At 52.9% G+C, this 14,291-nt stretch carries 12 protein-coding genes; 4 read left to right on the forward strand and 8 right to left on the reverse strand.

Annotated elements, in window-relative coordinates; genetic code table 11:
* Positions 1–16: 16 nt before the first annotated feature.
* Positions 17–2,335: a glycoside hydrolase family 3 N-terminal domain-containing protein gene (locus ABIE48_RS10200; RefSeq protein WP_192714641.1), complete on the forward strand. Its 2,319-nt coding sequence runs from the start codon at positions 17–19 to the stop codon at positions 2,333–2,335.
* A 105-nt stretch (positions 2,336–2,440) separates the two neighbouring features.
* On the opposite strand, the gene ABIE48_RS10205 is transcribed toward ABIE48_RS10200, so the two are convergent.
* The 5 genes from ABIE48_RS10205 to ABIE48_RS10225 form a co-directional block, all read right to left on the reverse strand.
* Complete coding sequence (locus tag ABIE48_RS10205; protein WP_089546679.1) at positions 2,441–3,277, reverse strand: 1,4-dihydroxy-6-naphtoate synthase; 837 nt, start codon at positions 3,275–3,277, stop codon at positions 2,441–2,443.
* Positions 3,274–3,942, reverse strand: a complete 669-nt coding sequence (locus ABIE48_RS10210) for a futalosine hydrolase (protein ID WP_192714640.1) — start codon at positions 3,940–3,942, stop codon at positions 3,274–3,276. Before ABIE48_RS10210 ends, ABIE48_RS10205 begins: the two co-directional genes overlap by 4 nt.
* A 177-nt stretch (positions 3,943–4,119) precedes the next feature.
* Complete coding sequence (locus tag ABIE48_RS10215; protein WP_192714639.1) at positions 4,120–5,256, reverse strand: Ger(x)C family spore germination protein; 1,137 nt, start codon at positions 5,254–5,256, stop codon at positions 4,120–4,122.
* A gap of 3 nt (positions 5,257–5,259) precedes the next feature.
* Positions 5,260–6,744 carry a spore germination protein gene (locus ABIE48_RS10220; RefSeq protein ID WP_192714638.1) on the reverse strand — a complete coding sequence of 495 codons (1,485 nt, stop codon included), beginning with the start codon at positions 6,742–6,744 and terminating at the stop codon, positions 5,260–5,262.
* Positions 6,734–7,831, reverse strand: coding sequence for a GerAB/ArcD/ProY family transporter (locus ABIE48_RS10225; protein ID WP_145021462.1), 1,098 nt, complete (start codon positions 7,829–7,831; stop codon positions 6,734–6,736). Before ABIE48_RS10225 ends, ABIE48_RS10220 begins: the two co-directional genes overlap by 11 nt.
* A 216-nt stretch (positions 7,832–8,047) precedes the next feature.
* Here ABIE48_RS10225 and ABIE48_RS10230 point away from each other — a divergent pair, with 216 nt between their 5' ends.
* Positions 8,048–9,070 carry a UDP-N-acetylmuramate dehydrogenase gene (locus tag ABIE48_RS10230; protein ID WP_354518808.1) on the forward strand — a complete coding sequence of 341 codons (1,023 nt, stop codon included), beginning with the start codon at positions 8,048–8,050 and terminating at the stop codon, positions 9,068–9,070.
* Positions 9,071–9,266: 196 nt separating this feature from the next.
* Positions 9,267–9,866 carry a nitroreductase family protein gene (locus tag ABIE48_RS10235; protein ID WP_076167585.1) on the forward strand — a complete coding sequence of 200 codons (600 nt, stop codon included), beginning with the start codon at positions 9,267–9,269 and terminating at the stop codon, positions 9,864–9,866.
* Positions 9,867–9,943: 77 nt separating this feature from the next.
* On the opposite strand, the gene ABIE48_RS10240 is transcribed toward ABIE48_RS10235, so the two are convergent.
* Positions 9,944–10,381, reverse strand: a complete 438-nt coding sequence (locus ABIE48_RS10240; protein WP_145023105.1) for a MarR family winged helix-turn-helix transcriptional regulator — start codon at positions 10,379–10,381, stop codon at positions 9,944–9,946.
* A 173-nt stretch (positions 10,382–10,554) separates the two neighbouring features.
* On the opposite strand from ABIE48_RS10240, the gene ABIE48_RS10245 reads away from it, so the two are divergent.
* The gene (locus tag ABIE48_RS10245) at positions 10,555–12,099 is read left to right on the forward strand and encodes an MDR family MFS transporter (RefSeq protein WP_145021460.1); all 1,545 of its coding nucleotides are present in this window, start codon (positions 10,555–10,557) and stop codon (positions 12,097–12,099) included.
* Between the two features lie 120 nt (positions 12,100–12,219).
* Here ABIE48_RS10245 and ABIE48_RS10250 read toward each other — a convergent pair whose 3' ends face one another.
* Positions 12,220–13,341, reverse strand: coding sequence for a sensor histidine kinase (locus tag ABIE48_RS10250; protein ID WP_145021457.1), 1,122 nt, complete (start codon positions 13,339–13,341; stop codon positions 12,220–12,222).
* Positions 13,338–14,024: a response regulator transcription factor gene (locus tag ABIE48_RS10255; protein WP_145156902.1), complete on the reverse strand. Its 687-nt coding sequence runs from the start codon at positions 14,022–14,024 to the stop codon at positions 13,338–13,340. Before ABIE48_RS10255 ends, ABIE48_RS10250 begins: the two co-directional genes overlap by 4 nt.
* Positions 14,025–14,291: the final 267 nt, after the last annotated feature.

The raw sequence follows: 14,291 nt of genomic DNA on the forward strand, positions 1-14,291 counted from the left end.
GGAAGGAGACTTAAGGATGGAGAAATATAGGCAGCCCGGTTATTCAATCGAGGAAAGGGTCCAAGATTTAATCGAGCGGATGACGCTGCAGGAAAAAGTAGGGCAGTTGAATCAGCGGATGTATGGATGGGACGCTTATGTCCGGACAGGCGAAGAGATCACGCTGACCGAAGCCTTTAAAGAGGAGGTCGCCCGCGGCGGAGGAATGGGTGCGCTGTACGGATTGTTCCGCAGCGATCCTTGGTCCGGCGTTCATTATGGTAACGGAATCCCGACAGAGAAAAGCGCGGAAGCTGCCAACAAGGTTCAGCGTTATGTCGTCGAAAATACGCGCCTCGGGATACCGGTACTGCTGACAGAGGAGTGCCCTCATGGGCACCAGGCGTTGGACGGAACGCTGTTTCCGGTCAACCTGGGCGTAGGCGCCACCTGGAATCCGGATCTGATGCAGCGCGCCAGTTCATACATCGCGGCGGAGATCCGGAGCAGGGGAGCCCATATTGGACTTGTATCGGCTCTTGATATATTGCATGACCCGCGCTGGGGGCGTTCCGAAGAATGCTTCAGTGAAGATCCTTTTCTGGCTGCGCGGTTTACGGAAGCGGCCGTACGGGGAATGCAGGGGACTACGCCCGAAATGCTGGCGGGTTCAGACAAAGTGGCTGTTGTGCTCAAGCATCTCTGTGCCCAAGGGACTGCGCAAGGCGGGCGGAACGCCGGGCCTGCGGCGATCGGCGAACGGGAGCTGAGAGAGATTCATCTGCCTGGCGCCAGTGCTGGGGCAAAGGCGGGAGCAGCGGGCTTTATGGCTGCCTATAATGAAATCGACGGAATTCCCTGTCATGCCAATCATGCCCTATTAACAGGCATCATCCGGGAGGAATGGGGATTCGAAGGGATCGTCATGGCCGACGGCGTCGCCGTAGACAGGCTTATAGCGCTGACGGGGAGCCATGAGTCCGCTGCCGCCCTCGCATTGTCTGCAGGCGTTGATCTGAGCTTATGGGACACTGCGTTTTCCACTCTGGAAAAGGCGGTGAGCCAGGGGTTGATCTCTGAGCAAATCATCGATCGTGCAGTTAGCCGGGTACTTCGCCTCAAGTTCCGGCTCGGACTGTTTGACCGCCCATATGCAGATGAGACCCGGGCCATTTCGGCTGTAGGCGCGCCGGCAGCGCGGGAAACCAATCTTCAGCTGGCAAGGGAGTCCATCGTCCTGCTTAAAAATACGAATCAGCTGCTGCCGCTGGACATTCCGAAAGGGGAGAAGCGGAAAATCGCAGTCATCGGTCCAAACGCCGATCGCTTGTACAACCAATTGGGCGATTATACGAGCGTGCAGCGGGAAGGGAAAGGGACGACCGTTCTACAAGGCATTCGAACGTGCGCACCGGAAGGGACCGAAGTGGTCTTTGCGCTTGGCTGTGGAATCCGGGACGGGTCAACAGCAGGCTTTAAGGAAGCTGTCACCGCCGCCCGGGAGGCGGATGTGGCCGTGTTGGTGCTCGGTGGAAGCAGCGCCCGTCAGTTTAACGGGGCCTTTGACAGCAATGGTGAAGCCATCGTGGGAGAAGGAAGTCCCTCCGAAATGGACTGCGGCGAAGGCGTTGATTTGGCCAGTCTTTCTCTTGGTGGTGTTCAGGAACAGTTGGTTGAGCGTATCGCCGCCACGGGCGTACCGATCGTTGCCGTCATGATTCAAGGCCGCCCTCATGCATTAACCGGTATTGAGGCGCACTGCGATGCGATATTATGCGGGTGGTATCCTGGAACGGAAGGGGGACAGGCTATTGCGGAGAATCTGTTCGGGAAGGTGAATCCAAGCGGAAAACTGCCGGTTTCGATGCCCCGTTCCGCGGCACAGCTGCCCGTTTACTATAATCAGAAGGACCCGGGAAGACCTCGTCATTACGTTGATATGCCTTCATCTCCTCTATATCCTTTCGGTTATGGGCTTAGCTACACGAATTTTGAATACGGGGATGTTTCCCTTTCAACTGATCGGATCAAAGTGAGCGAGTTGGAAGCTGGAGAACAGGTGACCGTAACGGTCGGGATTGTTAATGCCGGTCCGCTCAGCGGCGCCGAAACGGTCCAATTATATATTCGGGTGCGGGAATCTGGAATTAGCCGGAGGATCGCCGAACTTAAGGGATTCCGGAAGATCGAATTGGCGTCAGGGGAACAGCAGAGCGTTGTCTTCAAACTTGGCCACGAGGAGCTGGCTTTTTGGAATCAGGACATGCAGTTTAAGGCACAGTCCTGCCGGGTGCGGATCATGGTTGGGGGAAGTTCCGTGGATACAGCCGGAACGGAATTATTGATCGTTCCTTAAAAAACCAATTCGTTGTTTTCAAAATGACTGACATAGATAAAACCCGCCTTCCAGGAGGCGGGTTTTTATGCTGTATTGATTGGATACGTACCATCTCAGATCCGCTTATTTACGCAGCGCTTCCGGATCGATCGGTGGGACGAGGCCTTCGCCGGCCGCCCGGGTCAGCAGCGAAGTGATCGCGGCGTATCCGTCGTCCCCGAGGTTACGAGTAAAGTCGTTGACATACAGGTCAATATGCTGCTGGGCAACGTCAGGATCCAGCTCCTGGGCATGGCTCAGCACGTATTCGCGGGAAGCTTCGGGATGGGCCCAGGCGTATTCGACGGACTGACGGATCCAGTCTTCGATCGCGTCCAAGTCGAGGGACCGCTTGGCAATGATCGCGCCGAGCGGAATCGGCAGGCCGGTATCGCTTTCCCACCAGCTTCCAAGATCCGTCATCAAGGATAATCCGTAGGACGGATACGTGAATCTAGCTTCGTGAATGACCAGTCCTGCGTCAATCAAGCCGTCGCGGACGGCAGGCATGATTTGGTCGAACGGCATGACCACGATTTCGCCAATCCCGCCGGGTACGTTCTGGGCGGCCCACAGGCGGAAGAGCAGGTAGGCCGTCGATTTTTCGCTCGGGACGGCAACCCGGCGTCCGCTAAGTTCCGAAGGGTCGGCTTGGCCGCCTTTGGTCAGTACAAGCGGTCCGCATCCGCGGCCCAAGGCTCCGCCGCATGGAATGAGGGCGTATTCGTCCAGAACCCATGGCAGGGCGGCATAAGAAATTTTAAGCACGTCCAGGTCGCTGCCCGGGTTCGATGCCAGGTTATTCGTAATATCAATATCCGCATAGGTGACTTCCAGCTCCGGTGCGGCGGGAATGAGGCCGTGCGCCGCAGCATGGAAGACAAAAGTGTCGTTGGGACAAGGGGAAAATGCAATTTTCATCGTTTTAATACCTCCACTAAGATTGAGCTTGCTGCTTCAAGTGCTTCGAAAGCTTCTTTCATCCGCCAGGCGGAACGGTCCCGGGGACCGATGGCATTCGATATCGTACGGATTTCCAGGCAGGGGAGTCCGAACAGACGGGCTGCTTCAGCCACGCCGAAGCCTTCCATCGCTTCCGCGGCAGCGTCCTCGTACCGCTGCCTTAACGCGGCGGCGGTTTGCGCCGAGCCGGTCCCGGTCGTGACCGTCAGGACGGCATCGCTGCGAACCGCCAGTCCGGCGGTAGCCATGGCTTCCTCGAGGCGGCGTACGAGCGGAAGATCCGGCTCGAGGCGGGATGAGCCAAACCCAAGCTCGTCCACGCTGAGAAAGCCGTCCGGCGTCTCCGCGCCAAGATCAGCCGCGATCAGCTGATCGGCAATGACGATCGAGCCGATGCCGGCCCGATCCGTAAATCCGCCGCCGATGCCGGCGCTGATGACCAGGCCATATTCGTTACCGGCCAGAACGCGAGCCGTACGGGCGGCGGCGGAGGCCGGTCCGACGCCGGCCAGCTCGACGTCGATAAAATCCGGGCTGCCGAGTCCGCGAAGAACCGCCTCCCGCTCGGCCTCGACGGCCGTCATAATCAGCACCCGGGAGTGATTGGTTGTTGGTAAATTCATGTGCGTACCTTCTTATCGTATAGTTTAAAGGCCGTATATGCAGCTTCAATATATAACCTTATCCTGATCGGAGCCGTGTGTAAAGTGCAGGCGGTCGTGAAGACGGATCGCCGTGTGTTGATAACGAAGAATACCCCTGGGCCAATTTTGGCCGCAGGGGTATGATATACCATATTTTCATTCGATGTTATAGGTGTTGGCATGCTTAATGCTGACTTTAACCTTCACATCATCAATCTTTATTCTGGACAGGACCGGACCCCGGGAGACGGTTTGTTTCCAAAGGTCATGGTGATGACGGTATAACCATTCCTCGAACCCGAACAAGTCGATATGATTACTCTTTGCGTCGTTAAATTCCTTCATGATGTCCTTTTTCAGGATCGACTGGGCCTGTTGTTCCATCATATGATCCGTCGCGTCGGTATGCGTCTCTAATACCGTGGCATAAACCGTAAGGTTGATATTCAAGTTTATGCTGTCTGACGTATCCGGATTTAACGAGATTTTCGTAGTTGGCGACGTCAAATTCAACGTGTTGTTCCGGCCATTCTTCTCAGGCAGGCTGAGTGGATACCTCGGCATATAGCTGTACTGGATCAGTCTGGCGCCCATCATGTCCTCCTCCGCGACCCATCCCTCGTTTGCTCCTTTGTTGATGACGTACACGCCGGTGAGCTCCATCATGGATGGGGTTTTGTCCTTTTGGTTGGCCACCCATTTCCGGTCCGTTACAGACAGCACGGGCAGCAGCACGCTGGTTGCGGGCTCCCGGATGCTGTTGACTAATTTTTTCAGCTGAATCGGCATCACCGAGGATCGCTGCTTATAGGTCTCCTTCGGCTCGAACATTTCCAGCAGCAAAGGAGACTGATTCAGCGTCGTATCCGCCATGAATATCGACGTGATCGGTTTTTCGGTTCCGTACACCCAGGATGTATACCGCAGCTCTCTGGAACGCAGCAGGCTGTCGAAAATATCTTCCAGCTTCCCTAGCGCGGATTTTGTGATGACGATCGCTTTAACGTGCGTCCATAGCGTATGATGCTGGGCGGACCTGTAGATATCGTTGATGGCCAATAACACGGTGGGACCTTTGCCGATCCCGATCCAGGTGGATGCAGGCTTGGTTTCCCCGCTGCCTTCTTTGGTACCAACGGCGGAGAAATCGGTTAGCTTGACGTATACGACATAATGGTCCTTCTCGTAATCGATGCCGAGCGCCGTCACGATATTCATATCTTGTACCGCCTTCAAGTCCCAGCAGCCGGTCAACAGCAGGGAACAGAACAGAATAACGATGATGGCTTTCATCCGTTAATCTCCCTTGCGGGTATCGTCCTGCGTCCGCAGTGCCCGCGGACGGTATTTGAACAGCTTGACCGGCTTTCGGAACAGCCCTTCCCAGAAATCCCTGGCGATATAGGGGGAAGCGGGAGCCAGATAGGAGACCCCGTAGCTTTCCAGCGTGGCCAGGTGAAGCAGGACGGAGAACATCGCGATAAAAAACCCGAACATGCCGAGGGAAGAAGATAGGAGAAGCACGTACAGCCTAATAATTGCCGTCGTTCCCGATAGAATTTGATTGACCAGCGTATAGGTGGCGATAATTGTCACGGCCACCGACACAACCATCGTGGGAGACGTAATTCCTGCCCGGATCGCGGCATCACCGACAATGAGTCCTCCGACAACTGTAACGGTCTGGCCGACTGGCTTGGGGAGGCGAGTGCCCGCTTCATGAAATACCTGGAACAGGAACAGGATCAGAAAGGCTTCCAGCGGAATCGAGAACGGAAGTCCGATTCGGGAATTCATAATGGTTGCCAGCAGTGGAGTCGGAACCTGCTCGAGGTTGAAGGTGGTCAGCGCCACGTAAAACCCAGGCAGGAACAGAGCGATGAAGAGGCCCGAAATCCGCAAAAACCTTTGCACCGAGACGATGTGAAAGGGCATGTTGGAGTCTTCCGGCGATTTGATCAGGCTGAAGAGTGTGATGGGTGCGATAATTCCCATCGGGGACCCGTCGAACATAATCACGAACCGGCCGGCCAGGAGGCTGGAAGCGACATAATCGGGCCGGCCGACATAATCGGTAAGCGGAAATATGCTTTTAAGAGGCCCTTGAACGAGGTCTTCGATTTGTGTGGTGCCTATGATCGCGTCCCCGTTGAAATTTTGGATCTTCTTCTTGATTTCGTCAACGATTTCCGGGTTAATGATATCCCGGATGTACATCAGCGCGATTTGGGTGTGGCCCCGCTCGGAGAGCACGAATTTTTCCACGCAAAACGACTGCGTCCGAAGCCGATTGCGAACGAGCGCCAGGTTCATGCTTAAGTTCTCGGTAAATCCGTCCTGGGGCCCCTTGATGGAAGACTCCGTGGATGACTCCTCCGGTGACCGCGATGGCTTGCTGCTGACATTCAACTGGTAAAAGGCGTTCATGTGCTGGAAGTACAGGATCAGCATTCCCTGAAACACCTGGGTATCGAGCTCGTACAGTATATTTTGGGTTTTCATTTCCTGTAGAGGCAGCGTTTGATAAGCTTGGATGGCGTCTTTGCTAACGAATCCCGTTTCTTTGTACATCTGTTCCAGCCTTGGAAGGACAAACTGGTTGATTTGCATCGCGTCCGTCATTCCTTCACAATAGATCAGGAGAATGGACTGCTTCAAATCCCCTTCCCCCACCACAAAGGGATGAAGGACGACGTCGCCGCATTGTTCGTAATACTTTTGAAGGAACGGGATATCGATGTCTTCCCGTCTGGCCTGAGGCTGCTCTGTGCTAGATGTCATGGTGTTCTCGTCCTTTCTTTCGGGAGGATATGAGAGCCAAACCAAACAAGACGAGGGCCAAGGCTCCCAAAAAGACGGCAGAAATCGGGAAATACAAGTTTTTTAGAAATCTTATGAAATTAATATCGTTTGGCCCGAATAGGCAGATGAGCAGAATCAGGCCAGAAGCCGCAACGTACGATACAATTCGCAGTATCTTTTGCTTAATATTCCAAATATCAACCATAAAATACAGGGCGAGAGCAATTCGAATAAAGGCCCCCGACAGCCATTGATATATAGAGAAGAAATCCGTTTGAGCGATATATCTCCCGATCGTGGCCACGCGCCACTCCTCATACGCCGGATACATTTGCCTGGACGCCTCATACGGATCAAAAATCGTGATGGCTCCGATCAGCGGCCCCATGGTCAGCCCGATCAGGGCCAGGGCCAGAACGTATAACTGCCAGGCCTTTGCAGGCTTCGCCAATTTGGGCTGGATGAACAGGTACATGATGATTTCAAAGGGGCCCGCACATGAATTGGGCAAACCGTGAAATACGGGCTCCCAGCCATGGGACAGCATAGGCAGAAGCTGGCTGTAATCCTTGGTTTGAAAATTGACCGTCATGATAAAAAATCCCAGAAGAACGACGAACGGCAGGAGAAGGCCGGCGGAAACGGCAATGGGCTTAAATCCCTTGATTGCCGCATATAGGCATAGAAGCAGCAGGACAATGGTGGTTACGGATACCGGCGTTTCGGTCAAAAAGGTGATTTTGGCCCAAGTGGTCGTATCAAACAACGTGTAGAAGCAAAGCATGTATAAAAATAAGGTCATAACGATGCGCAGAAGAACAGCGGAACCCAGGCCATACTCCTGGCTCAGCCATTCGTGAATGGAGCGGTCCCCCATTCGTTTGGCCACAAAATAAGTCATTCCAGTCACTGCTAACAGCGGCAGGGTGGACAAGGCGACCGAAATCCACGCATCCCGGCCTGAGCTTTGCAGCAGAAACGGAATGATAAACACATGGTTCATCATCCCGATGGACAGCAGGATCATCATGAAGCCTTGCGACAAGCGGGCTTTAAGTACTTTCATACAGTTACCTCCGGTTTATGGCTTCATTCTAGATCCATTATTAACCGGGTTCTTCCCGCCAATACTTTCTTCCGTAAAATGACACGTGGCGCGAAGGGTGACGATATATTAGAATAGATAGGTCTGTATCTTTTAGGAAGGTTTCCTTTGAGGCGCTTTATTTCCCGATGCACAGGGAACGTGCGAAGACAAGAAAGTTGAAAGCGAGAATTTGCCATGATGATTAATAACCGGATGACATTTGAAAACTTATGCTTGCGGAATGAACCGCTTGCGAACCACTCGTCTTATCAGATCGGCGGGGAAGCAAATTTCTTCGCCATGCCCGAAACGGCTGAGGAGCTGATCACGCTGCTGCAGGGATGCAGAACCCACGGGCTGGACTATTTTTTCTGCGGGATGGGGTCCAATTTGCTGTTTCCCGACACTCCGCGCAAAGATACGCTGTACATTTCCCTGAAAAGATTCGTTTATTGGGACATCACGCCAACCAAATGGTTTATTTCCTCGGGGACGCCGATGTCCATGCTGTCGATCGCAGGCTTGATGTATAACATCCCGGGTTACGAGTTTACCTACTTGCTGCCGGGCGGCCTAGGGGCCGGCATTTACATGAACGCCAAGTACAACCACCGGCAGATCAGCGACATTATCAAAACGGTGTATTATGTGGACTTGGAGGATCAATCCCTGTCCGTTCAATCGATTGATGTCAGCCAGTGCAAATATGGCTATAAGCAGTCCATATTCCAGATGAATCCGTGGCTCATTTTGGGTGCGGATATGCTGGCCGTACCGGAGCAATTGGATCCGCAGCAGGCAAACCGCCTGCTGAGCCGCTGGAAGGACAAAGAGGGGATGTCGTCCCTGTCTTCGTTCTATTCGTATATGGCTGAAGAGGCGAAGGCGCTCCAAAGCCGGGGAATCCATCTGCCCGCCCCGATGACCCAGATTGAGGAATACCGGAACGGCAAGCGCCATTTCGAGTATCCTTCCTGCGGATCCGTCTTTAAAAACAATTACGATTACGGCGTTCCCGTCGGTGCTTTGGTCGACCGGCTTGAATTGAAAGGGAAGGCATACGGCGGCGCCATGATTTCCCCTTTCCACGGGAACATGATCATCAACACGGACCATGCGACCGCCGAGCACATTAAATATTTGATGGATGTGATTATGGAGGGTGTCGACAAGGCATTCGGCTTCGTTCCTGAACCCGAGGTCGTCGTCGTGGAGTAGTCTGTTTCAAATCCGAATATGTGAACATTATGTGACCGTAACCCGCCTTCACCCGCGATTGGCGGGTTATTTGTATCACGTTCGTGACCGGGGTGACAATCAAGTTAAAAATCTTTAAATTAAGGTATTGTAATTGGACGAGCGTGTATGTATACTAAAAAAGTAAGTAAGTAACAAAAAGGAGGAAGATATAAAAATGTCTAAACAGTTTATTGATGCACTCAAGAACAGACGTTCCATATATGGAATCAGCAAGGAGCAGGTGATCTCCGACGAGAAAATTCAGGAGATCGTCAACGACGCGGTGAAATACACGCCGTCTTCTTTCAACTCGCAAAGCACACGCGTTGTCGTTCTGCTTGGCGAGCAGCATGACAAGCTGTGGAATGTAACGGAGAACGTGCTGAAAGCCGTTGTTCCGGCTGACAGCTTTGCACCGACTGCTGAGAAAATGGCTGCTTTCCGCGCCGGATACGGCACGATCCTGTTCTTCGAAGATTATGAAGTCATTGAAGGACTGCAAGCAAGCTTCCCTTCTTATGCAGACAACTTCCCAGTATGGTCCCACCATACTTCGGCGATGCACCAATTGGTCATCTGGACCGCGCTTGAAGCCGAAGGCCTTGGCGCCAGCCTGCAGCACTACAACCCGCTGATCGACCAGAAGGTTGCCGCAGAGTGGAACATTCCTGCGAGCTGGAAACTGATCGCCCAAATGCCTTTCGGCAAACCGACAGTTCAGCCAGGCGAGAAAGAATTCAAGCCGCTTGAAGACCGCGTTAAAGTATTCAAATAAGCAGTACGGAATTTTTATACTTAATCAAAGAGAAGCACCTCACGTATTATGCGCGGGGTGCTTTTTTGCGTGCCATGCTATTCTGCAGCCGATTTGGAGCGTCCGCCGCCAAGCGTGCGAATCTGCTCCTCCATAATGCCGCTGACCTTGGCTGCAAAGTCAATGAGCAGCTCGATCTGCTCCGCCGTATAGGACGAGCCGAGCCGGACCACGGAATCGTGCAGCGGCTTGAAGGTCTCGCGAACTTCGTCCCTGGCAAAATAGTCGGGGACGATTATGACCCGGCGTCTGTCGGACGGGTCCTGCTCTCTCCGCACGAAACCCGCTTTCTCCAGACGGTCGATCAGGGCGGTGACGGTGCCGGTGGAGAGACCGGTAATTTTGGAGAGCTCGCCGGCCGTAATCGGACCGGTTTCCCACAATATATCTACGGATTTCAAATCGGTGTTGGATAAACCGAGGGAACTGGCGACATGCTGTTGGTACAGGACGGTCCTGGTTCCCAGCTTTCTCATTTGCGAAGCCAACCGTTCTTCAGGTGATGTGTTGCCCTCAGCATTTTGACTTGACAAAAGCAAGACCTCCTCTTAGAATCTGAATATCTTGATGATCGAGATACTTGAATTCCGAGATAATGACTTGGTTTCATTTTATCGGAAGGGACAATACATTGTAAAGGAGATAACCAATGGAAGCGACGAAAAGCAACATTAAAATGGTCGTAGCAGGGCTGCTGCTGGCCATTTTTATGTCTGCCATTGACAATACCATTGTCGCCACGGCCATGGGTACGATCGTATCCGATCTTGGGGGACTGGACAAATTCGTCTGGGTCACCTCGGCATACATGGTGACGACGATGGCCGGCATGCCGATCTTCGGTAAACTGTCGGACATGTACGGGAGGAAGCGTTTTTTCATTTTCGGCTTAACTGTGTTTTTGCTGGGGTCCGCGCTGTGCGGTCTGGCTCAGACGATTGAACAGCTGAGCTTGTACCGGGCGATTCAGGGGATCGGGGGAGGAGCGCTCCTGCCGATTGCGTTTACGATTATTTTCGACATTTTTCCGCCGGAGAACCGGGGCAAAATGACCGGTCTTCTCGGAGCGGTGTTCGGATCGGCCAGCGTGGTGGGACCGCTGCTCGGCGCGTATATCACCGAATATGCCGGCTGGGAGTGGGTATTCTACATCAACGTGCCTATCGGCATCGTGTCTCTGATTTTCATTTTGCGCAGTTACAAAGAGTCCCCATCCCATAACAAGCAAAAAATCGACTGGTGGGGCGCATCGACGCTCGTTATCGCCGTCATCAGCCTGATGTTCGCACTGGAGCTTGGCGGCAAGGAGTACGCGTGGGACTCCGCACCGATTATTGCTCTGTTTGCCAGCTTTGCGGTATTCTTCATCATCTTCTTCTTCGTGGAGCTGAAAGCGAAGGAGCCGATATTGCCGTTTTTCCTGTTTAAACGCCGGCTGTTTGCGACATCGCAGCTACTCGCGTTTTTGTACGGCGGAACCTTTATCATCATGACGGTATATATCCCGATCTTTGTGCAGGCGGTGTATGGCGGCTCGGCTACGAACGCCGGATTGATCCTGACGCCGATGATGCTGGGATCGGTGGCCGGGAGCGCCATCGGCGGGATATTCTCCACCAAGACAAGCTACCGGAACCTTATGATCATGTCGGTCATTTTCTATTTGGGAGGCATGTATCTGCTCAGCACGCTGACCCCCGATACCGCCCGGATTTATCTGACGATCTTCATGATCATCGTCGGCTTCGGCATGGGCTTCTCGTTCTCGCTGCTGCCGACGGCATCCCAGCATAACCTGGAGCCTCGCTTCCGCGGTACCGCAAACTCGACCAACCAGTTTTTGCGGTCGCTCGGCATGACGATGGGGATCACGATTTTCGGCACCATCCAGAACAATTTGTTCACGAACCGGCTTGCTGAAAATTTCAAGGGCATGGGCGGCGGGGCCAATTCGGCCATGGCCAACGTCGGCAGTCCGCAGGAAATTTTCCAATCGGCCAACCGCGCCAAAATTCCGGCTGAAGTGCTCAACAACATCGTGGACGCCATGTCCCATTCCATTTCCCGCGTATTTCTGTTTGCGCTGATTCCGATCGCTATCGCCGCGGTCGTGGTGGCCAGCATGGGAAATGCCAGAGTCACCGTCGGCAAGGAACAAAAGGCCGCTTCGGCAAAACAGCAGAAGACGGTATAAACCGGTTGAAAAATGCAAGGGCTGCCCGTTCCCACGGGCAGCCCTTGCTGATTGAAGGCAAACTTTTTAATAACAACACGAATGTGGACACTATTTTTAAATTGGACAAGCGCGATATATTTATCTAGTATGCACAGGCAAAAAAACGCTAAATGTCGTACCTTGACCGGGTTCACTCACAACGCGGATAAAACCGCCGTGGGCCCGGACTAAATGATGAGCAATCGATAATCCGAGGCCCGTTCCGCCTGTGTGCCGCGAACGGGCCTTTTCCACACGATAAAAACGATCGAACAGGTGAGCCAATTCATCGGCTGGAATACCGATACCGGAGTCTATCACCGAGACGCATACATGAAGTGCATTCTGATCCCAAACTTGATCTTCAATGACAACCGAAACCTTTCCGCCTTCCGATGTGTAACGAACTGCATTCGTCAACAAATTGATGAACACCTGCGTCATTCGTCTCGCGTCTGCCATCACCGTTACCGGCCTTGTGTTTGAAGAGAAGCACATTTCCAGCCCGTTCTCCTCAGCCTCCACGTTCATATCGTCCACGATTTGTTCAAGTCTTGCCGAGAGATCGAGCGGTTTGCAGTCCAGCGCCAATCGGCCCGCCTCAGCCAGCGACAAGACATGAAGATCTTCCACAAGCAGTCCTAAGCGGATCACTTCGTCATGGAGTCTAAGCAGCATTTCCAGGGGGACGGATTGACCGGCCTGCTGAGCGTTTTCTAGTTTGAGCTGCATGATCGACAGCGGGGTCCGCAGCTCATGAGCGACATCCGCTACTAACCGCCTGCGGGCGTCCTCGGCTTCCCGGAGACGGAGCGTCATGTCATTGAATGTCCGGATGACTTTGCCGTATTCGTCCTTTGATTTTACAGGAACGTTCACGTCCAGATCTCCCTGCGCAACGCGTTCGATAGCAGTAACAAGCTTTCGAAGCGGGATCGTGAGCAACCCCGAAATCCATAAACTGGCGAACAGCCCGGTTGCGATGAAAAAGAACCAATTCCCAAGCTCGAATTTCCGCATTTTTCCTGAAACGTAAGTCTTCAAGTGCTCAATTTGTTCCCCGGCTGATTGGTTCAAATAAGCTGTACTGATTTCTTCCTTGCGATATTGATCGAACAACGACTCCATATAAGCCTGCTTGGTAACGGCATGAACACCTCCGATAATAAAAACGAGCAGTCCCATGCATACAAATATTTTTTGGCGAACCGTGAGCCTCATGATTGTTCACCGAATCGGTAACCGAAACCGTAGACCGTTTGAATATAACGAGGATTGGCCGAATCGTCTCCCAGCTTGCGGCGAAGATTCCGGATGTGGGAATCCATCGTTCGCTCGTATCCCATATATTCATCCGCGAGGGCGGCTTTTAACAATTGCAGGCGGCTGAAAACCATTCCGGGACGCGCAGCCAATGTGAGCAAAATTTTGAATTCGGTCGGTGTCAGTTGGATCTCCTGGCCATCCTTGAATACCTGACATTTGGTCTCGGAAATGGTCAGGTTGTCTCTTTCAAGCAGTATTGGCTTGTCTTCAGGTCCACGCAAGCGGCGAAGCAATGCCCGGATACGTGAAGACAGCTCGCGCAAGCTGAACGGTTTCGTCAAATAATCGTCCGCACCGATTTCAAGACCGACGATTTTATCCGTTTCATCCGAACGGGCTGTGACCATAATAATGCCGCAATTCGAGGTTTGTCTGATTTCACGGCACACGTCGATGCCGCTTTTCTCCGGAAGCATCCAATCAAGTACAATGAGATCTGGCCGTTCAGACCGGGCAATCATGAGCGCTTCTTTCCCGGTACGGGCGGCCAATACTCGAAACCCCTCACGATGCAAATAGGTCTGCATCTCCTCAAGCATGCCCGGTTCGTCCTCCACAAGCAACAACTTCGGTTCCATTCGAATCCCATCTTTCCAGTTTAGTCGGCTTCCAGTGCGGGAGCTCCATCACTTACCCCAAATTATACTGTGTTTTAACATGATCATGAATAAATCCATACAAAAGGAGGCGAATCTGCATAAGTTCTCGACATTTATTGTTTACACTGACTGTGCAATGAGAGCGATAGTCGCATAAACCAAAAATCTTAGATTAACGAAGGCGAGGATTCAAAGATGAGCAATCTACCCGTAAACCGCAGTGAACCTGAAGCCCTGGATCGTACG

The organism is Paenibacillus sp. OAE614 (assembly GCF_040546645.1).
Lineage (GTDB): Bacteria > Bacillota > Bacilli > Paenibacillales > Paenibacillaceae > Paenibacillus_AQ > Paenibacillus_AQ favisporus.